Annotated in this window: 26 protein-coding genes; 18 read left to right on the top strand and 8 right to left on the bottom strand. The window is 45.0% G+C overall.

Annotation, left to right across the window (positions count from 1 at the left end):
* The first annotated feature begins 53 nt into the window (after positions 1-53).
* Positions 54-401, top strand: a complete 348-nt coding sequence (locus LZG75_RS04020) for an FKBP-type peptidyl-prolyl cis-trans isomerase (protein ID WP_233935752.1) — start codon at positions 54-56, stop codon at positions 399-401.
* 36 nt (positions 402-437) lie between these two features.
* On the opposite strand, the gene LZG75_RS04015 is transcribed toward LZG75_RS04020, so the two are convergent.
* Positions 438-1,592 carry an iron-containing alcohol dehydrogenase gene (locus LZG75_RS04015; RefSeq protein WP_233924868.1) on the bottom strand — a complete coding sequence of 385 codons (1,155 nt, stop codon included), beginning with the start codon at positions 1,590-1,592 and terminating at the stop codon, positions 438-440.
* A 130-nt stretch (positions 1,593-1,722) separates the two neighbouring features.
* Between LZG75_RS04015 and LZG75_RS04010 the strand changes: the two genes are divergently transcribed.
* Together LZG75_RS04010 and LZG75_RS04005 are read left to right on the top strand one after the other, a co-directional pair.
* On the top strand, positions 1,723-3,018 hold the full coding sequence (locus LZG75_RS04010) for a Rieske 2Fe-2S domain-containing protein (RefSeq protein WP_233924869.1): 1,296 nt from the start codon (positions 1,723-1,725) through the stop codon (positions 3,016-3,018).
* The gene (locus LZG75_RS04005) at positions 3,018-3,983 is read left to right on the top strand and encodes a tripartite tricarboxylate transporter substrate binding protein (protein ID WP_233935492.1); all 966 of its coding nucleotides are present in this window, start codon (positions 3,018-3,020) and stop codon (positions 3,981-3,983) included. Before LZG75_RS04010 ends, LZG75_RS04005 begins: the two co-directional genes overlap by 1 nt.
* A gap of 12 nt (positions 3,984-3,995) precedes the next feature.
* Here LZG75_RS04005 and LZG75_RS04000 read toward each other — a convergent pair whose 3' ends face one another.
* Positions 3,996-4,625: an LON peptidase substrate-binding domain-containing protein gene (locus LZG75_RS04000; protein ID WP_233924871.1), complete on the bottom strand. Its 630-nt coding sequence runs from the start codon at positions 4,623-4,625 to the stop codon at positions 3,996-3,998.
* A gap of 147 nt (positions 4,626-4,772) precedes the next feature.
* On the opposite strand from LZG75_RS04000, the gene egtD reads away from it, so the two are divergent.
* Genes egtD through LZG75_RS03985 form a run of 3 tightly spaced genes read left to right on the top strand, consistent with a single transcriptional unit; the run spans position 4,773 to position 8,199 of the window.
* Positions 4,773-5,717 (top strand): L-histidine N(alpha)-methyltransferase, encoded by a 945-nt coding sequence (egtD, locus tag LZG75_RS03995; protein ID WP_233935488.1) that lies wholly within the window; start codon positions 4,773-4,775, stop codon positions 5,715-5,717.
* Positions 5,718-5,719: 2 nt separating this feature from the next.
* Positions 5,720-7,051, top strand: coding sequence for an ergothioneine biosynthesis protein EgtB (egtB, locus tag LZG75_RS03990; protein WP_233935486.1), 1,332 nt, complete (start codon positions 5,720-5,722; stop codon positions 7,049-7,051).
* An 11-nt stretch (positions 7,052-7,062) separates the two neighbouring features.
* Positions 7,063-8,199: a MalY/PatB family protein gene (locus LZG75_RS03985; protein ID WP_233935484.1), complete on the top strand. Its 1,137-nt coding sequence runs from the start codon at positions 7,063-7,065 to the stop codon at positions 8,197-8,199.
* Here LZG75_RS03985 and LZG75_RS03980 read toward each other — a convergent pair.
* Positions 8,196-8,615 carry a carboxypeptidase regulatory-like domain-containing protein gene (locus LZG75_RS03980; protein WP_233935482.1) on the bottom strand — a complete coding sequence of 140 codons (420 nt, stop codon included), beginning with the start codon at positions 8,613-8,615 and terminating at the stop codon, positions 8,196-8,198. The genes LZG75_RS03985 and LZG75_RS03980 overlap by 4 nt on opposite strands.
* Positions 8,616-8,678: 63 nt before the next feature.
* On the opposite strand from LZG75_RS03980, the gene LZG75_RS03975 reads away from it, so the two are divergent.
* Both LZG75_RS03975 and LZG75_RS03970 read left to right on the top strand, forming a co-directional pair.
* Entirely contained in the window at positions 8,679-9,590 is a 912-nt protein-coding gene (locus LZG75_RS03975) for an NAD(P)H-hydrate dehydratase (RefSeq protein ID WP_233924876.1), read from the top strand.
* Positions 9,591-9,684: 94 nt separating this feature from the next.
* Complete coding sequence (locus tag LZG75_RS03970; RefSeq protein ID WP_233935480.1) at positions 9,685-10,089, top strand: translational machinery protein; 405 nt, start codon at positions 9,685-9,687, stop codon at positions 10,087-10,089.
* 8 nt (positions 10,090-10,097) lie between these two features.
* On the opposite strand, the gene LZG75_RS03965 is transcribed toward LZG75_RS03970, so the two are convergent.
* The gene (locus LZG75_RS03965; protein ID WP_233935478.1) at positions 10,098-11,003 is read right to left on the bottom strand and encodes a fumarylacetoacetate hydrolase family protein; all 906 of its coding nucleotides are present in this window, start codon (positions 11,001-11,003) and stop codon (positions 10,098-10,100) included.
* Between the two features lie 83 nt (positions 11,004-11,086).
* Here LZG75_RS03965 and LZG75_RS03960 point away from each other — a divergent pair, with 83 nt between their 5' ends.
* Positions 11,087-12,106, top strand: a complete 1,020-nt coding sequence (locus LZG75_RS03960) for a Bug family tripartite tricarboxylate transporter substrate binding protein (RefSeq protein WP_370635388.1) — start codon at positions 11,087-11,089, stop codon at positions 12,104-12,106.
* A gap of 39 nt (positions 12,107-12,145) precedes the next feature.
* Here the strand turns inward: LZG75_RS03960 and LZG75_RS03955 are convergent, their stop codons facing one another.
* Positions 12,146-12,724 carry a lipocalin family protein gene (locus tag LZG75_RS03955; protein ID WP_233935476.1) on the bottom strand — a complete coding sequence of 193 codons (579 nt, stop codon included), beginning with the start codon at positions 12,722-12,724 and terminating at the stop codon, positions 12,146-12,148.
* 74 nt (positions 12,725-12,798) lie between these two features.
* Here LZG75_RS03955 and LZG75_RS03950 point away from each other — a divergent pair, with 74 nt between their 5' ends.
* Positions 12,799-14,595 carry an ABC transporter transmembrane domain-containing protein gene (locus tag LZG75_RS03950; RefSeq protein ID WP_233924881.1) on the top strand — a complete coding sequence of 599 codons (1,797 nt, stop codon included), beginning with the start codon at positions 12,799-12,801 and terminating at the stop codon, positions 14,593-14,595.
* A gap of 25 nt (positions 14,596-14,620) precedes the next feature.
* Positions 14,621-14,917, top strand: coding sequence for a hypothetical protein (locus LZG75_RS03945; RefSeq protein WP_233924883.1), 297 nt, complete (start codon positions 14,621-14,623; stop codon positions 14,915-14,917).
* A gap of 53 nt (positions 14,918-14,970) precedes the next feature.
* On the opposite strand, the gene LZG75_RS03940 is transcribed toward LZG75_RS03945, so the two are convergent.
* From LZG75_RS03940 to LZG75_RS03930, 3 genes are read right to left on the bottom strand one after another with little or no spacing between them, the layout of a single operon-like run.
* Positions 14,971-15,966 (bottom strand): tripartite tricarboxylate transporter substrate binding protein, encoded by a 996-nt coding sequence (locus tag LZG75_RS03940; RefSeq protein ID WP_233935474.1) that lies wholly within the window; start codon positions 15,964-15,966, stop codon positions 14,971-14,973.
* Positions 15,967-17,022, bottom strand: a complete 1,056-nt coding sequence (locus LZG75_RS03935; RefSeq protein ID WP_233935472.1) for an Ldh family oxidoreductase — start codon at positions 17,020-17,022, stop codon at positions 15,967-15,969.
* Between the two features lie 27 nt (positions 17,023-17,049).
* Positions 17,050-17,979, bottom strand: coding sequence for an SMP-30/gluconolactonase/LRE family protein (locus LZG75_RS03930; protein ID WP_233924889.1), 930 nt, complete (start codon positions 17,977-17,979; stop codon positions 17,050-17,052).
* A 172-nt stretch (positions 17,980-18,151) separates the two neighbouring features.
* Here LZG75_RS03930 and LZG75_RS03925 point away from each other — a divergent pair, with 172 nt between their 5' ends.
* The 7 genes from LZG75_RS03925 (at position 18,152) to LZG75_RS03895 (ending at position 26,823) form a co-directional block, all read left to right on the top strand.
* Positions 18,152-19,087, top strand: coding sequence for a 3-hydroxyacyl-CoA dehydrogenase family protein (locus LZG75_RS03925; RefSeq protein WP_233935463.1), 936 nt, complete (start codon positions 18,152-18,154; stop codon positions 19,085-19,087).
* Positions 19,088-19,468: 381 nt separating this feature from the next.
* Positions 19,469-20,710 carry a cytochrome c gene (locus LZG75_RS03920; RefSeq protein ID WP_233924892.1) on the top strand — a complete coding sequence of 414 codons (1,242 nt, stop codon included), beginning with the start codon at positions 19,469-19,471 and terminating at the stop codon, positions 20,708-20,710.
* 214 nt (positions 20,711-20,924) lie between these two features.
* Complete coding sequence (locus LZG75_RS03915; RefSeq protein ID WP_233924893.1) at positions 20,925-23,228, top strand: chemotaxis protein CheW; 2,304 nt, start codon at positions 20,925-20,927, stop codon at positions 23,226-23,228.
* On the top strand, positions 23,225-23,686 hold the full coding sequence (locus LZG75_RS03910) for a chemotaxis protein CheW (RefSeq protein WP_233924894.1): 462 nt from the start codon (positions 23,225-23,227) through the stop codon (positions 23,684-23,686). Before LZG75_RS03915 ends, LZG75_RS03910 begins: the two co-directional genes overlap by 4 nt.
* Before the next feature lie 58 nt (positions 23,687-23,744).
* A complete protein-coding gene (locus tag LZG75_RS03905; protein WP_233924896.1) occupies positions 23,745-24,845 on the top strand; it encodes a chemotaxis response regulator protein-glutamate methylesterase in 1,101 nt (366 codons plus the stop codon).
* Entirely contained in the window at positions 24,845-25,699 is an 855-nt protein-coding gene (locus LZG75_RS03900) for a protein-glutamate O-methyltransferase CheR (protein ID WP_233935461.1), read from the top strand. The genes LZG75_RS03905 and LZG75_RS03900 overlap by 1 nt, the downstream gene beginning before the upstream one ends.
* Positions 25,699-26,823, top strand: coding sequence for an adenylate/guanylate cyclase domain-containing protein (locus tag LZG75_RS03895; RefSeq protein ID WP_233935459.1), 1,125 nt, complete (start codon positions 25,699-25,701; stop codon positions 26,821-26,823). Before LZG75_RS03900 ends, LZG75_RS03895 begins: the two co-directional genes overlap by 1 nt.
* Positions 26,824-26,842 lie beyond the last annotated feature (19 nt).

Here is a 26,842-nt window from a genome sequence, read left to right as displayed (position 1 = left end):
TGCTGGCACAATCGGCAAACCCTTCTCAACCCCCTGCTGCAAAGGTAACTAAAGTGACTGAATTGAAAAAAATTGATGTTGTTGTCGGCACGGGTGCCGATGCCACCTCCGGCTCTAATGTGTCGGTACATTACACCGGCTGGCTATACGATCCCAGCGCGCCCAATAATAAGGGCAAGAAATTTGATAGTTCTTTAGACCGTGGTCAACCTTTCAGCTTTCCTCTCGGCGGTGGTCGTGTGATTCGTGGTTGGGATGAAGGTGTTGCCGGCATGAAAGTGGGCGGCAAACGCACTTTAATTATTCCACCCGAAATGGGCTATGGCGCTAGTGGGGCGGGCGGCGTCATTCCACCAAATGCCGCCCTACTGTTTGACGTTGAATTATTGGGCGTGAAATAAATTTATTCTTTAAATCTTATCAAAGTGCTTAACTGCTTAATAAGCGCTTTGATATAAGCTCAACGCATCTGCAAATTGCACATCACGCGGATTATTAATCAGTAAACGCTGCACATTCATCGCATCGCGTGCGAGCATTTCTAATTCGTGTTCTTTAACACCCACTTCGCGCAAACGCTGTGCATAAGGCATGGTAATGACATGCGCTGCAATCGCTTCAATAAAATCAACTGCGGCTAATTCATCACTAACAGAATTTAACTCAGGCAAAATAGCGCGGCCTAGCTCAGCATATAAGGACTCAGCCGCAGGTAAATTAAATTTCAATACAGGCAACAAGACCAAAGAATTGGTTAAGCCATGCGGTAATTGATAGTGACCACCTAATGGGTAAGCAAGGGCATGTACCGCGCCTACTGGCGCATTGGCAAAAGCCATTCCCGCCAATAGCGAACCTAAGAGCATGTTTTCCCGAACTTGCGCATCTTTGCCGTCACTCACTGCCTCGGGTAAGTTGGCATAAAGTAACTGTAAGGCCTTAATCGCCAATGCATCGGATAAAGCATTCTTCTTAGATCGAGATGTGAAAGCTTCAATCGCATGAACCATTGCGTCAACGCCCGTCATTGCAGTAATTACTGGGGGTAAACCTAAAGTAAGCAAGCTATCCAGTACGGCAACATCGGGATAAAGTAATGGCGAAACTACGCCTTTTTTCTCATGACTTGGTGTAGTCAGAATAGCAATTGGGGTTACTTCTGAACCCGTTCCTGCCGTGGTTGGCACTTGAATGAGGGGCAAGCGGGGTCCACGCGCCAAACCAATGCCATAAATCGTGGGTAATTCTTGCGGTGTTTTTGCCAACAGCGCAACCAATTTAGCGGTATCGAGTGAACTACCGCCACCAAAACCAATGACGCCGTCAGCATGAACAAGTGCTGCAGCTTTAACAGCTGCCTGCACACTCACCTCAGGTGGGTCAGCGAGCACATCCGAAAATACCGTGACCTTCACCCCGGCTTCACTTAATGAAGTTAAAGCGCCATCGATTAAGCCAGCCTTCATCAAGCCAATATCAGTCACCAAAAATACCTGGCTCATGCCTAAGCCGCGAGCTATTTCACCAAGACGCTTTGCGGCGCCCTGCTCACAAATGATTTTTGGGGTGGTTTCAAAGGTAAATTGAGGCATATCGCTATTTTATTACACCTCCCCCCAAAAGCAGCATAACTGCGCCTTTTGGAGCAAAAGCTTTACCTCATTCAGAAGCTCGTTAGAATAGGAAAAAAGTCGTTTATTCAAATGAGGTAATGAGACCACCATGCTTTCTGCTGCTGACAACGAATTATTGGTTCGCACTAATCAAAATACGCCTCTGGGGGAATATTTTCGGCACTTCTGGCAGCCTGTTGCCTTAAGCGAGGAAATACCTCTACCTGATTGTGCCCCAATACGGGTTACTGTCATGGGTGAAGAGTTACTGTTATTTCGTAACTCAGCTGGCAAAGTAGGTTTAATTGATCGTTACTGCGCGCATCGCGGTGCTGACCTCTTTTTTGGGCGTAATGAAGAATGCGGAATTCGCTGCATTTATCACGGCTGGAAATATGATACCGATGGTAAGTGCATCGAGATGCCAAATGTACCTCCAGGTGCGGCCTACCATGACACGATTCAAATTAAAGCCTATCCAACCCAAGAATTTGCCGATATGGTATGGGCCTATATGGGGCCAGCAGAATCCATGCCCGCACTCGTCCCACAATTAGAAGTTGGCTTAGTGCCGTCAGAAAATCGTTATGTAACCAAGCGTTTAATCGAGTGCAATTGGGCTCACTCAATGGAAGGGGCACTCGATACAGCCCATTTTTCTTTCTTACATATGCCGGCCCCCTCACAAATGAATGATGACAACCCCAATGTCGCTGCCGATGTGAAGCGCTTACGCTGGCTACGCAATGACCCAACACCGCGCTTTACTTTTGTTGACCATGAAGTTGGCTTTGTCATCGGCGGTGCCCGCCATGCCGATGAGGATGAACACTATTGGCGCTTAACGCAATATTTATTACCGAATCATTCCATCACGCCATCGTCAATGCCAAATGAAATTTATTATGGCTATAGCTGGACACCAATTACCGATGAGGCGTGCTGGATGTATGTCTATGCTTGGCATCCTGAGCGGGCTATTACTGCAGAGGAGCGTACCCGTTTTGACCAAGGTGGATATGGCCAATTTGCCGCCCTCGGACCTGGCTACTTACCCTTAAGAAATCGCAGTAATAATTATTTATTAAGTCGAGAAGAACAGCGCACTGAATCTTTTACTGGCATTCGGGGCATTGCTGAACAAGATCAAATGGCACAAGAAAGCCAGGGCTATATTCTTGATCGCACCAAAGAACATTTAACCCCTACTGATGTTGGCATTGTGCGCTTTCGTAAACTGATTTTAGATGAAGTGAAGGCACTGAGTGCTGGCAATACCCCAAAAGCAGCACACTTAGGACAAGCCTATCGTACTCGGGGTGGTGGTGCTTTAACTGCAGATCAATTGCAGTTAGAAGAAGTCATGATAGAACGCTTTGGAACCAAAACAGGAGTAGTTAACTAATGAAGAATGCAAGAAATCTATTAGCCGCGCTATTGATATTTTTTAGCTTTAATGCTGGCGCGCAAAATACGGCTAAGCCAATTAATTTCATTATTCCCTTTTCAGCGGGTAGCGCTAGCGATGTAATTACGCGTATTTTGCTCGAACAAGTGACGACGAATACGGGTCAACGTTTTGTTTTTGATAATAAGCCAGCTGCTGGCGGCAATATAGGAACTGCAGCAATCGCTCGCGCAGAGCCTGATGGATTTACCATGGGCACCAGTACTTCGGGCCCTTTGGCGATCAATAAAATTCTTTATCCTGATTTAAGTTACGATCCAGAAAAAGATTTTCAACCGATTGCGCTCATTGCCATCCTACCTAATGTGGTCGTTGCTAGCTCAACACTCAATATCAATACCCTTGCCGAACTGAATGACTATTTACGCAAAAACCCAGATGTCGCATATGGCTCGGTAGGCAATGGTAGCTCGCAACATCTAGCGGGTGCTTATTACGAACAATTACTGGGGGTGAAAATGACCCATATTCCTTATCGCGTTACCGCTAACCTAGTGACAGATTTAGTCGCTGGTCGAGCACCCGTCAGTTTTCAATTACTACCAAATGTGGTTGGGCAAATTAAGGCAGGAAATATTAAACCCCTAGCCGTAGCATCCAATAAACGCTTAGCGGCACTCCCTAATGTTCCTACTGCGGCCGAGGCAGGCGTTAAAGGCTATGACTCTGCCGCGTGGTTTGCCATTGTTGCTCCTAAAGGCACACCTAAAGCTGTAGTTGAACGCCTCAATAAAGATATTGTCAAAGCCAGCGCCGATCCCAATGTGAGAGCACGCTTTACTGAACTCGGCGCTGAACCACAAGCAAGCTCACCTGAGGAATTGCAACGCTATATTAATTCTGAAATTAAGAAATGGACTGATATTATTAAAAAAGGGGGTATTACTTTAGAGAAAAGTTAAGGCCCAAAAAATTTATCGCACACCTTCCTGCTCTAAAAAGTCATTTACTAAATCCAGTCTCAGGCGCGGATTTTCTTGTAATAAAAGCTGTTGTTTTTGCAACGGTGTTAATGGTAATAACTCCGCCCAGCGATTCGCAACCCAACCGCATTCATCCAAGCGAAAGGGTTGCTTAAAAGGCATTTCCTCTTGAGGCACACCCTGCTCTTGTAAGGCACGAATGACTTTTCCCAAAGTAGCTGCACTGGCAGTCAATTCCGCTGGAATTGGCATGATGGCATCATCTCCCATCAGTTCAACAGTGGCCATGACTAAGCCATTAGACTGGACTGTGCTTTCTAAAATACGAAAACGCCTTTGTCCTTCGCATTGAATCAAATAGAGCGCTGGCTGCAAAGCATCAAAATGCATAATTTTTGCCAAAGTACCAATCGGCATTAATTGCACTGCTTGGTTTGGCGTGCGCACCTCAGAACCTGCAGCAATAGTGGCAATGCCAAAGCAAGAATTCTCCTTAAAGCACTTCTTCACCATATCCAGATAACGTACCTCAAAAATCTTTAAGGGTAAAACGCCCCCTGGAAAGAGGGTGGTTCCCAATGGAAACAAGGGGATGGCTTGAGTTAGAGTGGCTTGTGGCATAAGGCAGAATTCAATATGGATAAAGAACTTAAGCACAATCATAGTGCTAAATAAGCTTATTTGCAGATACCCATACACTCTGTCGGCTTCACACGCAATTCATCGAGTTCAGGTATAAAGAAGTGCCCTACCTCAAGTGAAATTGCTGTGCCAATCTCTTTTATTGAAACACTCTCGCCCCAAGCTACTACCCTTCATCAAGAAGCTGAATTAGGCATTTTAAGTACTCCCGCGAGTTTGCCGCCGAAGTTCTTTTATGACAATCTAGGTTCGCGCTTGTTTGAAGCTATTACCTATCTCCCAGAATATTACTTAACTGCGACCGAAGAAATCATTTTTAACCAATTTGGTGCAGAAATTCAAGCACACATCGGCGCCAAACCTTTACTCATTGATTTGGGAGCTGGCAATTGCCAAAAAGCGGCGCGTTTCTTTGGTTTGCTCAAGCCCAATCTCTATGTCGCGATCGATTTTTCGATTGCTTATCTTAGAACCATCTTATCTCACCTACAAAGTCAATATCCCACGATCCCGATGATGGGAATAGGGATGGATTTTTCTCAGCAATTGCGCTTACCGCCAGAAGTTCCCCAAACGCCTCGTACCTTCTTTTATCCCGGCTCTAGTTTAGGGAACTTTTTACCAACTGAAGCCTTGCAACTACTCAAGCAAATCCGTCAAGAATCTTTGGGTGGCGGTCTGCTGCTTGGTATCGATTTATTCAAATCAGCGAGCATCCTTGAGCCCGCTTACAACGACCCACTTTTAGTAACGGCGGCTTTTAACCTCAATATTTTGCGCAACGTGAATCAATTGCTAGGGTCCAATTTTGAAGTGGCTAAATTTAAGCATCACATCGAGATTAATGCTGAGCTGATGCGCGTCGAACTCTATTTGGAGGCATTAGAAGCTACTACAGTGCAATGGCAAGGAAAAGAGCGTTATTTTAAAAAGGGGGAACGAATTCATACGGAAAACTCCCATAAATATTCTCTAAACTCCATCCAAAAGTTATTAACTGCTGCAGGATTTGATAAGATGAAAGTGTGGACTGATCCGCAACAATATTACGCCGTAATTTATGCCACCTAAACATGTCAAACAAAATTAATCCTGCCACCTTGAATGAACAAGTAAATTTACAGACTGAGTTTATGCAAACGCGGCAGCAATCGCTTGATCTTGTTGCTCACTTAAGCGCCGAAGATTGTCAGGCTCAATCAATGCCAGATGCCAGCCCAGCTAAATGGCATTTAGCTCACACGACTTGGTTTTTTGAGACCATGGTCTTGCAGTATTTTGAAAATAATTTCGCTCCTTGGCGTAAGGTATTCGCCGTCTTGTTTAATAGTTATTACAACGCCGTTGGTGATAAGCATCCCCGACCAGATCGTGGCTTATTAACCCGCCCAACTTTAGACGAAGTGATTGCTTGGCGCCAGCACGTAGATGCACGTATGCAGAAACTATTAGCCGATGAGATCACAACTGAATTAGCGTGGATTACTGAACTCGGTATCCATCATGAACAACAGCATCAAGAATTACTATTAACCGATATTCACCATTTATTTTCAACTAATTCGCTGCTGCCGAGTTACTTACCAGAGCAAATTCGTCCTACTGAAGCTGCTGGCGTCCATCATTGGATGCGCGGGCCCCAACAAGAGCACAACTTATTTAAGCTCGGGTTTAATACCGCGGCCACGGGCTTTCATTTTGATAACGAAGCACCGCAGCATACAGTCTACCTTGCGCCCTACTCACTCGATAGTCAACTCATTACTAATCGTCAATGGCTTGAGTTCATTCGTGCAGGCGGTTATCAAGAGCATCAATGGTGGCTAGACGCGGGCTGGGCCTGGATTAATCAAGAAAAAATTCAGGCGCCAATGTATTGGAGGCCAATTAATACTGCACAAGGTATTGCTGCAGAATATGCTGAATTTACTTTACGTGGTAATGCCCCGCTTAATCTCGCAGCACCGGTTAGCCATATTAGTTACTTTGAAGCCGAGGCTTTTGCTCGCTGGTTGGGCACATCCCATGCAGAATATCGTGGTGCACGCTTGCCGACCGAATTTGAGTGGGAGGCATTTGCACTCAATCAAGCGGGTAATGCAATTCCTGGAAGTAGCCATTTGCTTGAAAGTCACGATCTCGTACCAATGCCTTCAGCAAATCAGACTCTTTATGGGGATGTCTGGCAATGGACTTCGAGTAACTATGGTCCGTATCCCGGATTTCAACCGTGGGATGGCATCGCAGGAGAATACAACGGCAAATTTATGGTTAACCAAATGGTGCTCAAAGGTGGCTCTTGCCTAACGCCTCGATCGCATATTCGCCCCAGTTATCGTAATTTCTTTCCTGCCCATACGCGCTGGCAAATGACCGGATTGCGTTTGGCTCGTGACGCTAGTTAAGCTAATTAAATATGGTATTTAATTTTGATGCGCCCATCAATCGGCGCAAGACGGATTCCATTCGCTGGGATGCAAACCCCCAAGATGTGATTCCACTCTGGGTGGCTGATATGGACTTTGCTTGCCCGCCTTGTGTTGTAGATGCTCTTTCGGCCCGCGTGCAACACGGTGTATTCGGCTACACGCACTCACCTAGGACTTTGCCAGAAGCTATTGCTAACTATTTACAAGTGCATTACACGTGGGAAGTTGATCCCAGTTGGATTGTCTTTCTCCCCAATGTTGTATCGGGTTTGCATACTGCGGTACGGCAACTAACTACACCCAATCAACATGTATTAATTCCTCGGCCTGTTTATCACCACTTGCGCTTAGCCTGTACCCATGCCCCACGCGACTTTACTGAACTCCCTTTAGCTTTGGAAGCAAATCGCTGGGTCTTGCCATTCGCTCAGCTTGATGAGTTTGCTAAGCCGGGTACGCGCTTATTACTCTTATGTAATCCACAAAATCCAGGGGGCACCGTTTTTACGCGCGCTGAATTAAGTCAAATCGCTGATTTTTGTTTAGCTAAGGATATTCTGATTTGCGCTGATGAAATTCATGCAGGTTTAGTACTCGATGACAATAAGCGCCATATTCCCATTGCCAGTTTGAGTAAAGCCATTTCAATGAATACCGTTACCTTAATGTCCTTGAATAAAACCTTTAATTTCCCGGGTGCTGGCTTAGCTTGGGCGGTAGCGGAAAATCCACTAATACGTAAAGCCATGCAGACTGATCTTCATAGCACAATCGCTGATCCATCCTTATTTAGTTATGTTGCTACGCAGGCAGCGCTTGACGAAGGTGAACCATGGAGAAAAGCACTGATTCAGTATCTACGAGAAAATCGCCATCTAGTTGAAACCCGCATCAATGCAAGCAATATCCTGCACTTTGCTCATAGCGAAGCGAGCTATTTAGCCTGGATTGATTGCAGCAAACTCGGGCTAGCCAAGCCCCAGGATTTATTTTTACAGCACGGCATCCATCTTTCGCCCGGGTCCCAATTTAATGAGCCCAAATTTGTCCGTCTCAACTTTGGCACCCAAAGGGCATTACTAAATCAAGCGCTCGACCGCATGGAATTAGCAATCCGCAATTAAGAAGGGCTTTTCCAAGTAATCACTATTCGCTGAGGCACGTCTTTCGCAATCACCAGAGTACGATTTTGAGCCATGCCATTATAAAAAGCCGCAATTGAATAAGAGCCTGGTGGAAGTTTTACTAACATGAGTGGCCCATCGCAGACCGTCTCGAGCAAAGGTGCATTTTTTGCATCACTAATGACAACTTTAACGCCCGCAACCCAAGCTGGTTTTGCTTGACCATCCGCTTGCGAAAACTCAAGTAATAAAGGCCATTGTTTAGCTTCAGCCTGCATCGCCTTAGATACGTCTGAACCAATTCCGCCAGTAATAAAACGAATACCATTAATAGTACGGGCATCTGGTAGCTGAGCCAAACAAGCGAAAGTAGCAAAATAAAGCACTAAAAAAATAATTCGGTGATGAATACGCATTATTTGCTCCTACAATTAATAGGCTTTCAGTATAAGACCTTTAAGTCTATTCTATTACCTTAAATGATCAAAAAACCCCTTCCCAGCCCCGTCAATCAGCGCAAGCTCACTGTGCCTGAGTTGAATCGCTTGGCCAAAAAATTGTTACGACAAGCAGATGAACATAAAGGAAACGCTGGTAAGGTTTTACTTATTGGTGGCGACGCCGGTAAAGCAGGTGCCATTATTTTGGCTGGCCTTGGTGCACTTTATAGTGGCGCAGGTTGGACACACATCGCTATGCTGGACTCTGCCTCGGCCCATCTGATCGATTCTTACCCAGAATTAATGCTCGTAGACGCCATGCGTTTTTCTCCCAAGCAAATTCTAGGTAATATCAATCCAGATGTAATTGCAATTGGTCCGGGTTTGGGTTTTAGCAAAACTGCAAAAAATTATCTCCGCCAAGCACTCAGTAGCAGCCAAATTCTAATTTTAGATGCTGATGCACTGCAGCTCTTAGCAAATAATACGGGGTTGATGAGTGCTCTAAAGGCAAGGTCTTTTCCTGCCATCATCACACCGCATGCCGGTGAAGCTGCGGCACTCTTACAAACTGATGCCGCAAGTATTCAAGCTAATCGCCCGCATGCTTTGCTTGACTTAATTAAGCTGACGAATGCAATTGTGGTGCTGAAGGGTCAACATACATTAATTGGTTCACCAACGCAAAAAACGCTAGTTTGTCCCTACGGTAATCCAGGCATGGCGACAGCAGGCATGGGCGATGTGCTCACAGGTTGTGTAGCTGCACTGACTGCGCAAGGAATTCAGCATGACCTGAATGCTTGGGGTGCAACTATCCTGGCAGTTTATTTACATGCCTTAGCAGGCGATTCCCTAGCTAAGAAGGGCATTGGGCCCATCGGCATGACCGCCTCTGAGTTGAGCCAAGAAATTCGCGCTGTGCTAAATACAGTAATAAGTCAAAAATGACTCAGTAAGCCCATATAATGAGGCGAGAGGAATATGGGCTTAGATTAATTAGCGCATATGCCATTTTCAGTTGTTATCGTATCAAGGAGCAGTAATGTCATTTAATCATGTCGTCGTTTGGATTGACCATCAAGAAGCCCATATTATTCGTTTCGATGCTCAGGCCAGCGAAAATCAAATCATTTCCACCCACTCTAAGCACCTCCATTTACATCATAAAAAAGGGGCTTCAGGTAGCGGTCACGTGGCATTAGATTCAGGTTATTTGCACGCGGTCATTACGGCAATTAAAGATGCCAAAGAAATTTTAATTATCGGCCCAGGCTCTGCAAAACTAGAATTATTTAAGCACGCAAACCAACACGATCCACAGGTAGCAAAAAATATTTTAGGCGTAGAGACTGTCGATCACCCAAGTGATACGCAAGTATTAGCTTACGGCAGAAAATATTTTATTAAAGCCGATAACATGCTCGGTGATTCTAAAATTAAACATTAAGCCTTCTACTAACCCATTACCAATGGGTTTTCTAGTACGCCAACGCCACCAATCTCTAGTTTCACAATATCGCCCGGCGCTAAATACTTGGGGGGTTTAAAACCTAAACCTACCCCAGCGGGTGTGCCAGTTGCAATGATGTCACCTGGATACAAAGTAATCCCCGCTGAAATTGTCTCAATGAGCTTGGGAATATTGAAAATTAAATCTTTTGAATTAGAGCTTTGCCGTAATTCTTGGTTAACCCAACATTTAACTGAGATATCGTTAACATCTAGCTCATCGGCTGTCACTACCCAAGGCCCCATCGGGCAAAAAGTATCAAAGCTTTTTCCTAAGAACCATTGCTTATGCCGTTGTTGCCAATCGCGTGCGGTCACATCATTAATTGCGGTATACGCCCAAACATGTTGCATTGCATTGGCTTGACTAATGCCTTTACCACCTGTGCCAATAATCACCGTTAACTCAACCTCGTAATCAACAGCATTTGAAACTTGTTGCGGAATTACAATATTTGCTCCTGGACCGATCACCGACTCAGGGGGTTTAGTAAAAATAATCGGGTCCTTCGGAATTTCATCGCCTGGCTTTGAAGTGCTGCTATCAAAGCCGCTAGTCCCAAACTCTTTTGCATGCTCAAAATAATTTTTACCAACACAAAAAATATTACGCCGCGGCCTTGGAATTGGGGCCAACAACTGGATTGCACTGAGGCTGTGAGTAGTAGTAGTAGCTGGCAAAGGCTGCTTGGCCAATTGCAGATTTAAAAGCGTTAGAACTCCGGCTTCAGTCAGATTAGTAGATACGCCGTATTCAGCAATATTGTCTTGCTCAGTGGACACTAAACCTACCCGCACGCGCTCGATTTCAGCGGGTGTGCCATGACGCAAACGGAATGCAGCAAATTTCATGAAACTCATCTCCTCAAACGATTGTATTCACCTGAAAATGATTGTAGTAGGATATGAATTCCTTCATTCGAGTAAATAAAAATATGAGACAAGCTCACCCTCTTTCGGGTTTACCCCAACCCTGTATTTTAGTCTTGAGTACCATGCTGGGTTTATTGACTATGCTCTCCGGCCTTTTAATCAGCGCGGCTCATGCGCAAGAGGCGTGGCCTACTCGTCCTCTGACGATGGTCGTACCTTTCCCACCTGGGGGAGTGGCTGATACCGTAGCCCGCCCAGTAGTTGAAGCGCTGTCGCGTAGCTTAGGCCAAGCAGTAATTATTGAAAACAAAGTGGGCGCTGGTGGTGGGGTTGGAATGGCGGCAGTCGCCAAATCAAAGCCGGATGGCTACACCATGTTGATGGCGCTATCCTCAATTTCCATTATTCCTGAAGCCGATAAAATTTTAGGGAAAACGCCCTCATTTCAACTAAATCAATTAAAGCCGATTGCCCGCTTCACCGCCGATCCAACTGTTTTAGTGGTGCGGAGTGACAGCCCATGGAAAACCTATAAGCAATTTTTGGATGCCATGAAAGCATCCCCAGGTAAATATAATTTTGGCTCATCAGGAAATTACGGCACCATGCACGTTCCCATGGAAATGCTGAAAGCCAATGAAAAATTTTATATGGTGCATATTCCCTATACTGGAGCAGGCCCTGCAATTGTGGCCTTACTGGGTGGTCAAGTTGATGCCTTGGCAACGGGGCCATCTTCGGTGGTGCAATACATCAAAGCTGGAAAATTACGACCTCTAGCGCACTGGGGCAATGTGCGCCTAGTGAGCTTGCCTGATGTGCCCAGCTTTAAAGAGCTGGGGGTGCCGATTGAATTTGCCCAGTGGTCAGGCTTATTTGTGCCCAGTAATACTCCGGATGCGATTGTGAATAAATTGCGCGAAGCTGCCAAGCTAGCTGCAAATGATGAAAAAGTGAAAGAAATTATTGGTAATTCTGGTAGCCCGGTAATGTACCTCGATGCGCCCGAGTTCAAGACTTACTGGGATAAAGATGCGGGAGACCTAGCTATCTCAGTGAAAAAAATTGGTAAGGTCGAGTAACAGCGAATTTAACGCAAGTACTCAATTCGCTCATGCAGTTTAGTCTTGCGGCGTGAGACTCAATTGACTTAAATCAAATTGCTGTGTGACGAGTCGTTGTAATAAATCATCATAGGATTTTTGATTGACCTTTGGCGTGCGCGATAAGATCCATAAATACTCGCGCCGCGGATCACTTACAGCAGCCAATTGATACTGTGGATCAAGATCAATCACCCAATAATCACCCCACACAAAGGGCAAAATTGCTAACCAGTCAGGAGCAAAACGAACCTCTAATTTAGGGGAAGTAGCGCCGCCAATTTGCCTCGCGGTGCCAATTGCTTGGGCCATTTCACCACCCTCAACTTTGCACCGATTCGTTACCTTTACATTGCCATCTTCTTTTAATTGGTAGTTTGCATTCGTGCCAGAAAGGCATTTCCGCTGAAACCAATTAGGAAATTTTGCGATCTCATACCAAGTACCCAAATAACGAGCAACGTCAATTGACGGTATGGTTTTAACCGGTTGTAGCTCGGCAGCCGGGTTAGCCTGAGCATTAGCTTGCGCGGTCGCTGGTGCACTAATCTGCAGCAACGCAGTACAGATTAATGCTTGGCATACCAGAAAGTTCATTTTTAATTTTATCAACATATATTCATCACCTACAATACTTGATCAATCTAAATAGTGTAAAAGTATCATCATATATGAGTAAAAAGCCTGTAAAGATCAGTAGCATTCGCCATTGGCTCAAAGACTATCAAGTGATTCGCCAATATCGTCTGCAATGGATTTTAGCCATTATCTTTGTGTTTGTTGCTGCAGGCGCTACCCTAGCGGTACCCATCGCCTTTCGGCAATTAATTGATACTGGCTTAACTAGCCAAGCGGTTCACCGTGAATTTATTTACCTCCTAATCATCGCTGTAGTCTTAGCGCTTGGCACAGCCGCGCGCTTCTACTTTATGTCATGGCTTGGCGAACGCGTCGTTGCCGATATGCGTGAGCGGGTTTTTCAAAATGTCCTTCGGCAAAGCCCGAGTTATTTTGAAACCTTACAAAGCGGTGAAGTGTTATCACGCCTAACTAGCGATACCACCCTAATTCAAACTTTAGTTGGCACGAGTATTTCCTTAGCCTTACGCAGTTCAGTCATGGCAATTGGTGGAATTGGCATGATGTTAGCTACCAGCCCTTGGTTAGCAGGCATGATGGTAGGTCTTTTATTGTTTACTGTGTTGCCACTGTGGGCTTTTGGCCGTCGCGTGCGCAAGATGTCGCGGGCTAGTCAAGATAAAGTTGCCGACGCCAGTGCGATTGCCGGTGAAATCCTCAGTGCCATGCCTACTGTACAAGCCTTTGTACGCGAACCGTATGAGCAAAAGCGCTATCGCACTGCGGTTGAGTTGGCCTTTACCGTTGCTAAAGAACGCATCAAAGTACGCTCAATGCTTACTGCCTTAGCGATTACGCTTGCATTTTCAGTCATCGTTTTTGTCTTGTGGGTAGGAGCCTTACAGGTTGGTACGGGACAAATTACGATTGGCCAATTAACCCAATTTGTTTTATACGCAGCCTTAGTATCAGGTTCAATTGGCGCTTTGTCTGAGGTTTGGGGCGACTTACAACGCGCATCTGGCGCAACTGAGCGACTCGTTGAACTAATCCAAGCGAAACCCGCAATCGCCTTTGATCATCATGGTATTGATGACTCAGCTAATCGGCTTAAGCAACAAATGGATAAGATTGGGGCTTTAGCCGCCACGCAAACTGAGGCCATTCAGTTTGCCAACGTATCTTTTTCTTATCCATCGCGCCCTACATTTTTGGCCTTAGATCATTTAAACCTCACCATTCCTAAGGGTCAAAGCTATGCCTTAGTAGGGCCATCTGGCGCAGGCAAAAGTACTATTTTCTCCCTGCTATTACGTTTTTATGAGCCGCAAAGTGGCGCTATCAATATTTTTGGCCGCACACTAGAACAGTGGCCCATCGACGAGTTACGCCATCTGATTGGCATTGTTCCGCAAGAGCCTTTAATTTTTGCTAATAGCGCACTTGAAAATATTCGCTATGGTCGTCTAAATGCTACCGATGATGAAGTGATTGCTGCTGCCAAAATGGCATATGCCGATGAATTTATTTCTGCACTACCGGAGGGTTATCACAGCTTTTTAGGTGAACGCGGTGTACGCTTATCGGGTGGACAAAAACAGCGCATTTCAATTGCCCGAGCCATTTTAAAAAATCCTTTCATCCTTTTATTGGATGAAGCGACTGCTTCACTCGATGCCGAATCGGAACGTGCCGTGCAAAAAGCCTTGAATGCGCTCCTGCCCGGAAAAACTGCTTTAATTATTGCGCATCGCTTAGCTACCGTATTACGTGCAGATCGCATTATTGTTTTGGATGAAGGCCGCATTGTTGAGGAAGGTACCCATGCCGAGTTGCTTGAAAAAAATGGCCTCTATGCGCGCCTCGCAAAATTACAATTCACGGCTTAAGCATAGATACTATTAAAATATTAGAATGCATCCCATCAAAACTTCTCATCTACTACCGCTCTTGTTGCTCTTAATCGCTCTTACTACGAGCGTTATTTTCAGCGCCTGTGGAACCTCAAAAAGTAATTTCAGAGCTGTGCAAACGTCCGATGGACGAGTCGGCGTTCAAACCGTGGTTACCGCAAATGATGAAGAAGTGATGGCAGTAGCCATTGAGGAATGTAAAAAGTTGGGTAAAAAGGGCGCGGCTATTTCTGAGGTACGGACAACCTTAAATGACCGCTTTCCAGTGATGCACACCTATACCTGCACCACATATTAAAGTCCTGTAGCCAATCAAAACCCCTATAGCAAAACAAATTCGACGTGCGCGTTTCATTCAAGCTTAATATTGGTTTTTTCCATAACTTGCTTCCACCGTGCAATTTCTGAAAAATACAGTTCACTAAATTGGGCTTGATTCATTGGGGCAATTTGTACGCCAGCTTTATTTAAACGTGCCTTCGTCTCAGGGTCTTCAAGCAATTTTAAAATCGTAGTGCTGAGTAAACTCATGATTTCCTTGGGTGTACCTGCAGGGACAAAAACACCCTGCCATAAGGTCATGTCATAAGCTCGTACCCCCGCTTCAATCATCGTTGGCAACTCAGGGGCGCCACTAAAGCGCTGTTTACTGGTTACCGCCAAAGCACGTAACTTATCGCCTTTATATAAAGGGAGGCCCACTGGCATCCCGGCAAAATAGAAATCAATTTGCCCACCTAAAACATCGGTAGCCGCAGGTGACCCGCCTTTGTAGGGCACATGAATGGCCTGTAAGCCAGTCATTGCTAAAAATAGTTCGCCCGCCATGTGATCCGAGTTGCCAATACCCGATGAAGCAAAGCTTAGTTTGCCAGGCTTGCTTTTTAGTAGGGCTACTAATTCAGCAACATTCTTTGCTTGAAATTCTTTATTCACTACCAAGATATGAGGAGTTGCAGTAACCCCAACCACGGGAATTAAATCTTTCATGCCGTTAAAGGCTAATTTTGGGTTTGCAGCCACATTGATGGCTAAACCATTTTGGGCAAATAAAATCGTATATCCATCGGGTGCACTTTTGGCTACCGCATCTGCTGCCAAACTACCGCCAGCACCCCCACGATTTTCAATCACTACAGTTTGTTTTAGCGCGATACTTAAATCTTGGGCAATAATGCGTCCAATAATGTCAGTTGAACTTCCCGGTGCATAACCCACCAGCACTTTAATAGGCTTATCGGGATAGGCAGCAAATACGGGTTGCATTAATCCAGCCAATAAGAAAAAGCTGCCAAGTAAAATCGAACGTGCGCCAAATGGAATCCTGCACCATTGTTGAAGTGTCATCTACTGCTCCTTAAGTAAAAGAGGTACGCCATGTTCAATGGCTAATGCATCTAAAGTTTTAAATAGTTCTAATGATAGGGGAATACCGTCGCGCTGTCGTTGTTCAGTTGTGCGCGCGGCACCCTCCCCTGGCACACGTATTCCAGCTCCACCTGGAATAGGAGTCGATTGCTGTATATCACGCACAACTTGATTGACCCTTTCAATAAATGCTTCAGGGTCACCAAAAGCCGAGGGGTCTAGAGCAATGACAGCTTGGCCTGTGTTGGTAGCGCTAGCTTGCTGGGCATTGAAATCGATGGTCTCTTTACCTACCGCAGCACCGTTTAAACTCCCCGCTAATAACCCAATCATCAGTGCTAAGCCGTACCCTTTGTATTCGCCAATTGGTAAAAGCGAACCTTCGCTAGCGCGCTTCGGATCGGTAATGGGTTTACCGCTTCGATCTATCATCCAAGTATCGGGCATCAACTCCCCCCTTTGCGCGGCTAATTTAACCTTACCATAGGCGGCAATGGTTGTTGCCATATCTAATAAGACAATGGGCTGCTTGCCGGCAGGTATTGCGATTGCAAGGGGATTAGTGGAGAGCAACAAATCAATTCCGCCCCACGGGGCCATATGATTTGCGTTGCCCACTGCCATATAAATTCCGATGAGACCCTGCTCAGCAAGCATCCGCACATATACTGCTGCTGCGCCAGCGTGGTTACCATGATGACTACCAATCCAAGCTACACCAAACTGCTTCGCTTTTACTTGAGCTAGCTCAACCGCCCGTGCCATTACCAAATGACCCAGCGCATTATCGCCATTTAATAGCGCAGTGGCGCCGAAATCTTTTTCAACTTGCATCTTGGGATGCAAATTAACGCCACCCGCTTGAATTCGCTTCACATATGAAGGTAAGCGAAATAAGCCATGACCATCGGCGCCTGCTAAATCAGACTGCAACATGAGATGCGCAACTCTCGCCGCATCATCGGGCGGTACGCCTACCGCCCTTAAAATATCGCTTATGAAACCTTGTGCGGTGGCTAAGGAAATGTACTGCATCTTCAGTGGTATCAAATCTAATAAAAACTAAGTAAGACCAAACATTTTTTTACCGGCTACAGGTAGGCGGGCTTTTAAAATATCGCCAGATAGTGATTCAGTAATGTAAACATCTTTGCCATCACCGCCAAAACATAAATTGGCTAAATGATGATGATGGGGATTTTCAGAATAAATTAAATGGGTTGGCAACATATTGCTATCGAAGCGCCATACTCCTATACCGAGATGACATACCAATAGGCCATTCTCCGCATCCATTTCAATGCCATCAGGCCCAGCAACCCCACCTGTTAACTGAATCGCTACCCCGGTTTTCGAGACCGAGCCATCAGCCATCAAGGGTAAGCGCCAAATTTGCTGAGAGCGAGTTGCCGCAACAAAAACATGTTTTTCTTGCGTATTTAAAGTGATCCCATTCGGGCTCGGTACATTTAAGGCTAAGCGATCAAGCTGCCCATTTGCGCGCAAACGAAAAACGCGCCCAGTAGGATCGGCAATGCCTGTTTGCCCTTGATCAGTAAAATATAAATCGCCATTCGAGGCAAAGTGTAAATCATTTAACCCTTTAAAATTTTCGCTGTACATCGAACCTAAAATGGTTTCTAACTTGCCAGTTTTCGGATCTAAAGCCAATAAGCCTGCTTTGTAATCACAAATAAACGCACGGCCATCTTGATGAAACTTCAAGCCATTCGGCCAGCCATCGTATTGGGTAACTAACTCCCAATCTCCTTTAGGCGTAATGCGGAAAATCCGCCCAAAAGGAATGTCAACAAACCATAAATTACCTTCACGGTCAAAAGAAGGCCCCTCTAAAAAACACTCGACTTCGGCATTTTGACGATTCGGGTCTGACCAACCCGTACGAGATTTTTTTTTAAACTTGGCTGGCATCGACATAAAAACTTCAGCTTTAATCTTTTCTACTGGCTGAAACGGGTTGTACATTGACATTACAAATTTTCCTTAAATGGTGCAAGTGAAGTAGCCTATTTAAACATAATTATGCGCGGACAAGCTCAGGTAGCCGCAGACATTTTCAGTCCTTCGCAGTTATGCTACTTTATTGCGAATTAGCTCGACTTCGACTTAAAATTGAGTTCCAACCCATCTCGGACAATACCCCATGACATATATTGCAGTAATTGGTAGCGGCACCATGGCCGCAGGGATTGCTGCTGGCTTTATTGCGGAGCAATACCCAGTTTTAATCTTGGGTCGCAATCAAGCTAAGGTATCGCAGTGTCTGCAAAAAGCGGTGGCCTTAGCGCAAACTATTTCCACCCAAGCTGCTATTCGTGAGCAAAGCCCAAGCACACTATTGGCGCAACAACGGGGTGGCGATCTCGATACTTGGGGTGATTGGCAAGATTGTATTTGGGTCATTGAAACTGTTGCCGAAGATCTAGCACTCAAACAAGCGATTTTCCAGTCGCTAGATCAGCGTGTTCCCCCGCATATTCCTATTGGCAGCAATAGCTCAGGCTTTCCAATTTCAAAAATTGCCCAGAATTTAACTACTGCCAATCGCATGATTGGCGCGCATTATTTTATGCCCGCAGAAATCGTGCCTTTAGTCGAGATTGTGCTTGGAGAAAAATCGGCTCTTGCGATTGCGGAACAAGTTTGTGAACTCTATCGGCAAATTCATAAAAAACCGGTCTTGGTGAAACGCGATATCCCTGGTTTTTTAGCTAACCGTATACAACATGCGCTGATGCGTGAAGCTTTAGCCCTGGTGGACGCAGGTATTGCCACTCCAGCTGATATTGACGATGCAGTACGTTATAGCTTTGGTTTTCGCTATGCGGCGATTGGGCCCATGACTCAAAAAGAAATTTCTGGTTGGGATGGGATGGCCAACGCCGCAAAAGAAATCTATCCCTCCCTTTCGAATAGTCAAACTATTCCCCCGAGCTTGGCGCAATTAATGGCAGAAGGTAAAACAGGGATGAAGGCGGGGGCTGGCTATCGTAGTTGGACACCAGAAGAAATTAAAGCAACTACCGCGCTCTATTCCAAACGCTTAAAAGCAGCTTTTGAGATTTTGAATATGCAGTAATGGTGATTGCACACTTAAGAAAAGTGCAAGCTACCTAAAAATACAATCGTTAGAATTGCGATAGAAAAGATAATGATTCCTACCAAATAAATTTTAGCCGATCTATTTTTAACGTACTGCGGATAACTTTCTTTCATACCGATCTTTCAATATGGGATTAATTGAGGGCCTCAATAATCTTAAATCAAAAGTGAGCTAACAAACTACCTCTAGTGGAAAACCCCTAAAAGCTAGCCCATTTTGAATATTTATACAGCTTAGGCATAATGTTTTTAATCCTTATATCCTTTTTATGATTGGCACAATCAATTGCTAAACCAACAACCTATGCTCGGTATTACTTCCAGTTTCGCCTTACTAAGGTTGACCAAAAGCAATTTTTTGAAGGCTCGCAAACATGGCTTTGAGCAGGCGCTTGTCATGGTCATGGTGGCACTGAGTATCGCGCCTGTATATGCACAAAAGGCCACCGCCCCGATAGCTGCGCCGCAAACTCAACTACAAAAAGGCGAGTACCTCGCCCGCGCTGGTGATTGTATTTCTTGCCACCAAGCTCCCGGCGGCAAGCCATTTGCTGGTGGACTTCGCCTCGACACCCCTTTTGGATATATGCTTTCGCCCAATATCACCCCAGATATACAAACGGGCATTGGCTCTTGGTCGGCGAATGATTTTTATCGTGCGCTGCATGATGGCATCAATAAAAAGCATCAAGATCTTTATCCCACCATGCCTTACGATTTTTATACCAAGGCCACGCGCGAAGATATTGATGCAATTTATGCTTATTTACGCACTGTGCCAGCTGTGAGTAATCAAGTGGAGGTAAATCACCTTGATTTCCCCTTCAATATTCGGCTGTCGATGATTGGTTGGCGGGAACTCTTTTTTAAAGAGGGCACATATCAAGCTAACCCCAGTAAATCTGCCTCATGGAATCGCGGTGCCTATCTAGTTGAGGGCTTTGGCCACTGTAGTGATTGCCATTCGCCACGGGATATTGCTGGTGGTATCGAGAAGAAAAAAGCGTATACCGGCGCAGTAATTGATGGCTGGTTTGCCCTCAACCTAACCTCCAATATTACTACCGGGCTTGGCTCTTGGACAGCTGAAGATATTGCTAAATATTTAAAAACAGGCTCTTACAAAGGCAAAACAGCAGTGTTAGGCCCCATGGGAGAGGTAGTGCATAACAGCATGCAATACATGACCGAAGCCGATTTAAATGCCATGGCAGAGTACTTGAAATCCCTGCCACCCAATTCCTCTCTTTACGCCGGTAGGGCTGGGCCAGATCCGACCAAAATCATCGGCGCCAAACTCTATCTCGACAACTGTAGTGGCTGTCACCTCTCAAAAGGGGTTGGCGTTGCTGGAGTCATTCCACCCCTTACTGGCAACCCTGTTGTGAAAGCTCCAGACCCTGCGAATATCTTTAAGGTCGTTCTAGGGGGCATTCATCCACGAGCCAATTACATTGCCATGCCCGCATTTAAAGCCCGCTTAAACGATCGAGAAATAGCCGAAATTGCAAATTATGTACGTACCAGCTGGGGAAATACTGCCCCCGCCAATGCTACCCCCGAGCTGGTAGCGAAAGTGCGAAAAAATTTGGGTAATTAAGTAGTACTATTGCGACGCAATACTTTCCTGGGTCAAGGTGCCCCAAGTCAGGGCAAGGTCTAGGGTAGTACTGGGGAAAACCGAATTATTTTGCCCTTAAACTACTATATTATGAAAAGTCGATTGATTGGCAAAATGATGACTTTTTTAGTTTTGACCCCCTTGATTTAGCCCGCTTTCGTGATCTCTTTAATAGGCTACCCAAGTCTTATCCATGGACAATAACGACGATATTCTGGCTGAATTTATTATCGAGGCAAGAGAAATTCTTGACCAACTCGATTTAGATTTTGTTCAGCTTGAAGAAACTCCCGATGATAAAAAACTGGTTGGCAATATTTTTCGTGCCATGCATACGCTTAAAGGGAGCAGTGGTTTTTTTGCTTTTAAACGTCTCGAGAAAGTATCACACGCGGGTGAAAGTCTATTAGGAAAAATTCGGGATGGGCACCTAGCACTCGATACCCAAAAAACCAGCACCCTACTCATGGCGCTTGATGCTTTACGTGAAATTATTAGTGGTATTGAAGTAGCTAACACAGAACCAGCGGGTGACGATACCCTCCTCATCGCCGACTTGCTTAGTCTTGCGAGTGGTGGCGCTGTTAGCAGTACCGCTAATCGCAATGCAATGCCCTCATCTGAAACCTCCACACCCGCGGTTGACACGGGCGTTACTACCGATGACTTAGTGCTCGAAGCAATTGATTCAGAAGAAGTCGAAACTGTAGATGAAGTTGTGATGGGCGATAGCTTAATTACGATCGAATCAGAAACTGTAGTTGACGCCACTACACCAACTGGTAATGCCCGAACTACTGAAGTGGCAGCCCCTGTAAAAGTCAACTTAGAGTTACTCGATAAGCTGATGAATTTAGTCAGCGAAATGGTCCTAGCACGCAACCGTTTATTGCCTTTTACTGCCGAATTTGGCGATCATAATTTTTCGAATACCGTCAGATCGATTGATCTACTTACCCTAGAGTTGCAAGAGCGCATGATGAAAACGCGCATGCAGCCAATTTCACAGGTATGGTCTAAATTTCCCCGCTTAGTGCGCGATATTGCCAATGATTGTCATAAAAAGGTCACCCTAATACAGGAGGGTGCCGATACAGAACTCGATCGCACCTTACTTGATGGTATTCGTGACCCGCTAATTCATATTATTCGCAATAGCATTGATCATGGTATAGAACCTCCCGCCGAACGCTTGGCTAAAGGTAAATCTGAAAACGGCACTGTTTTACTGCGTGCGATTCATGAAAATGGCATGGTAGTAATAGAGATTGCCGATGACGGTGGTGGCATTAAATTTGAAACTGTGCGCCAAAAAGCAATTGATAAGAAATTAGTTAGTTTTGAAGACGCTAAAAAACTCAGTGACATGCAGTTACTGGAATTTATTTTCCTCCCAGGCTTCTCTACAAATCAGGTTGTTACCAACCTCTCAGGCCGTGGTGTTGGCATGGACGTGGTTAAAAATAATATTTCGGCTATTGGAGGCTCAATTGAAATTGATAGCCATCGCGGCAAAGGCACCAATATTCGTTTAAAAATTCCGCTCACTTTAGCGATCATGCCAGCGCTATTCGTGCGCTGCGAAAGCGAGCGCTATGCAATTCCGCAAAATAGCATTTCCGAAATGGTGCGCATTGATCCTACTAATTCAACTGGCTTGGAAGATTTTTATGGCACCCCAGTCTTTCGCTTACGCGGCAAACTCGTGCCGCTATTATTTTTAAATCAACAACTAAAATTGAGTGCACATGTACCCGATAGCGCAAAAGCGATTAATGTGGCAATCTTGCAATCCTCGGGCATCTCTTTTGGTCTCGTAGTTGATGAAGTACTTAACATGCAAGAAGTAGTAGTTAAGCCCCTTGGCGCCCTCCTGAAAGGGATTCCTGATTTTGCTGGAGCGACGATTTTAGGCGATGGCCGTGTAGCATTAATTCTAGATGTCGATGGTATGGCAATTCACTCTGGCTTAGTAGCAAAAATTCAGGCGCGTCCACTAAACCCCGAAGCGATATTTACTCAAGTACGTGAAGAAGAAGTCTCGATGTTATTGTTTGAATTAGCCGGTCTCGAACGCATTGCTATTCCCCTAGAAGATGTTGAGCGCTTAGAGAATTTTGCGCTCAGTCGGGTGCAGCGCAATGGTAGTCGCGAGGTGGTGCAATATGGCGACCAAATCATGCATTTAATTCGCATGAATGAATATATTGAAGGCGCCCAACCTGCGGTTGACTCAACTACCCAGCCGTTATCAGTGATTGTGCATTACTTTAATCAAATGCCGATTGGCCTAGTAGTAAGTCAAGTTCACGACATTATCCATGTGCCCAAGAAATTGCAAAAAGCGAATCCCCCTCAACGTGGCTTGGCAGGTTGCGTACTGATGGGCGAGAAAGTGATTAATGTCATCGATCTGCAAGAAATCTTAATGATGCGGGATCTACAAGAACATCAAAAGACCTACCCTGAAGTCATAGATATGGACGTAATGCGATGAGTGCTGCCACTGATTATGCGACCTTCTATTTAGGTGGCTTGTATTTTGGCATTACTGCGACAGATGTTCTTGAGTTGAATAAAAACTTAGACGTTACACGTGTACCAAAAAGCCCAAAAACGGTTCGCGGCATTATGAATTTGCGCGGTCAACTTGTGCCTGCAATTGATATGTATGAGCGCTTAGGGCTTGAAAATACTTTGATTCAAGAAGAAACGATTAGTATTATTTTGCAATGTGACAACATGTTAATTGCCTTGTTGGTAGACAGCGTGGGTGAAATTATTCCCCTAGAGCAAGAGACCTTTGAACCACCACCCAATAATTTTCCAAAAATGTCGCGTGAGCTTGTCTTGGGGGTACATAAATTACCAGAAAAATTACTGTTAATTTTAGACCCCAAGCAACTCATTAAAGGCATTGCCTTTTCAGGAAAGCCAGCACTATTAAGCGTTTAACTGTCTTGGATAAATGCCGACCAAGACCTCAGTCCTTTTCCCGTTTTATTATCCCCTTATGAAACATATTATTTCCCCTAAAGATAAAATTCGCGTGCTAATCGTTGATGACTCAGCTGTGATGAGGCGTATCATCATGACGACCCTATTACGCCATGCCGATATTGAGGTAGTTGGTACTGCTGAGGATGGTCTTGAGGCCATTGAAATGATTGGGCGCATTAAGCCCGATTTAATAACCCTCGATGTTGAGATGCCAAAAATGGATGGTTTAACGGCGCTCAAAGAAATTCGTAAACTGGATCGCGATTTGCCGATTATTATGTTTAGCTCGCTAACGCAACGTGGCGGGGAAGCCACTATTACCGCATTAACCAATGGCGCAAGTGATTATGTTGGTAAGCCAAGCGATAAAACCAATATGGCGGAAGCGCTACGGGTACTAGAAGATGAGCTCATACCCAAGATTCGTGAGTTATGTAAGCCCACACCAGTGAAGCCTAGCAAAATCATTTCGCCAAAAGAAATCATTGCTGAAGTGAAACAACAAATCTTTGCTAAACCGAGCGGACTTCCCTCAAGCCGCATTGAAGCTCTTTGCATTGGCGTGTCTACTGGTGGGCCAGCCGCATTGATGGAGTTATTTGAAGCCTGGAAGTCACCTCTCAGCGTACCAATATTTATCGTGCAACACATGCCACCCAAATTTACTGAGCTGCTAGCTTCAAGATTAACTAGTGTTGGCGTTATTCCAGTTGAAGAGGCTCAGCACGGGCAAGAAGCATTTCCGGGTAAGGCGTATATTGCTCCCGGCGGTAGGCACCTAGAGCTGCGTAAGTCAGGGGCCAAAGTAGTAATGATGCTCAATGAAGATCCACCTGAAAATTCCTGCCGACCCGCGGTCGATGTGCTGTTTAGGAGTGCAGCAAAAATCTATGGCAGTCATCTACTAGCCCTAGTATTAACGGGCATGGGTTACGACGGACTGAAAGGTGCTGTCGATATTGTTAATGCCAATGGCAGCGTGTTAGTGCAGGATGAAAAAACGAGCGTCATCTGGGGTATGCCTGGCGCAATTGCCAACGCCAATTTGGCTGAAAAGATTTTGCCATTAGGTGATATTCCGAACGAAATTATCTTTCGAACGCAAAAAAAATAATGACTCAAGCGCTCACTATCCATCAAAATAATATTCATTTATTTTTCCAAATGCTAGAAGAGCATTTGGGTATTGCTCTTGATCATAGTAAAGAATATTTAGTGGCCTCCCGTTTAGCAGTAATCGCCAGATCTCATAACTTCAAAGATCATCATGCCTTAATTCAGCATCTCTTAGTCAATCCTCTCGGTATTTTGCATCATCAATCGTTTCATGCAATGACCACAAATGAAACTATGTTTTTTCGAGATAAATATCCCTTTGAAACATTACGAACCACGATTATTCCTGCGCTGATTGCCAAACGCCGCGAGACAAAAACCCTAGAAATTTGGTGTGCTGCGGCCTCTACCGGCCAAGAGCCTTATAGTTTGGCTATTCTTTTACGGGAAAATTTCCCTGAACTCTATTTTTGGAAAATTCAACTTATTGCTACCGATATTTCTGAGCCGGCCTTAACGCAAGCGCGCACTGGCATCTATTCGGAAACAGAAATCAAACGGGGTTTAAGCGAGGAGCAAATTAAGCGGCACTTTAAAAAATTGTCGACTGGTCAATATGAGATTAGTAGCGAACTAAAGCAAATGATTCATTTTGAGAGCCTGAATCTCGTCAAAGATTGGCCGGTCATGCCCAAGTTTGATTTAATTTTGATACGTAATGTACTAATTTACTTTAATGCTGCAACTAAAGCAAAGATATTTCGAAAATTACGCACACAGCTTGCAGATGATGGTGGATGCCTCTTACTTGGCTCCTCCGAATCTATTCTCTATGATCAATCCTTCAAAGTGCAGCAGGAAGATCGTGTTTCATATTACTGCAAAGACCTTCATAAGGAGATGCAACGCTAATGAGTGCCGATCTGATGTTTAAGAATATTTCGCCCGAGGTGCTGGAGCAAACTAAGCTCATGAAAGTATTGGTGGTTGACGACAGTCGTACCCTCAGACGCCTATTAATACGGGAACTGAATAATGTTGGCATTACCAATATTACCGAAGCTGGCGATGGTAACGAAGCGCTAGAAAAAGTGCGGGCTGAGTCGTTTGATCTCATGCTGCTCGATATGGAAATGCCTGAATTAGACGGCTTAGGCGTATTAAATATCGTCAAGTCTGATCCAGCCCTCAGTTATCTACCCGTCATTGTGGTGTCTGGTGCTGAGCAGTTTGAAAAAACGGTGGAGTGCATTCAGATTGGTGCAGAAGATTATTTACCAAAGCCATTCGATCCCGTTTTATTACGCGCGCGGGTTTTTTCTTCCTTAGAAAAAAAACGTTTACGTGATTTAGACCGGGAACACATTGCCCTTTTGCAGCACGAAAAAGAATTACTCAATATTGAGCAAATGAAAACTGAAAAACTCATGCTCAATATTTTGCCTAAGCCGATTGCTGAGCGCCTTAAAAAGGGCGAGAAAAATATATCTGGCTCTTACCCAGAAGTGACTATTTTATTTAGTGACTTAGTTGGCTTTACCAAGATGTCTTCCACTAAATCACCTGCTGATCTCGTGAAATTATTGAATGACTTATTTACGCGCTTTGATAAACGGGCAGAAGAATTGGGTTTAGAGAAAATTAAAACGATTGGTGATGCTTATATGGCAGTAGGTGGCTTGCCGATTCCGCGCTCTGATCATGCCATCATTGCCGCCGATATGGCACTGGGAATGTATCAGGACTTAACGGAGTTTAATCAAGCAAACGGCAGTGATCTACAAATGCGGATTGGCCTCAACTCGGGTCCAGTGGTCGCAGGCGTGATCGGCTTTACCAAGTTCTCTTATGATCTCTGGGGTAATACCGTAAATACCGCAAGTCGGATGGAATCCACCTCAGCTATCGGTCGAGTTCAAATAACCCCAGCTACTGCGGAAGCTTTGACCGGTCACTTTATTTTAGAGGAGCGCGAGCTAATTGAGTGCAAAGGGCTTGGCCCAATCCTCACTTCCTTTTTAGTAAGTAGAATATAAGCACTAAACCCTATACTCT

It is taken from the genome of Polynucleobacter sp. IMCC30063 (assembly GCF_021395235.1).
Lineage (GTDB): Bacteria > Pseudomonadota > Gammaproteobacteria > Burkholderiales > Burkholderiaceae > Polynucleobacter.
Note: the sequence above shows the minus strand (reverse complement) of the source record. Positions and strands in the feature narration are given on the sequence as shown.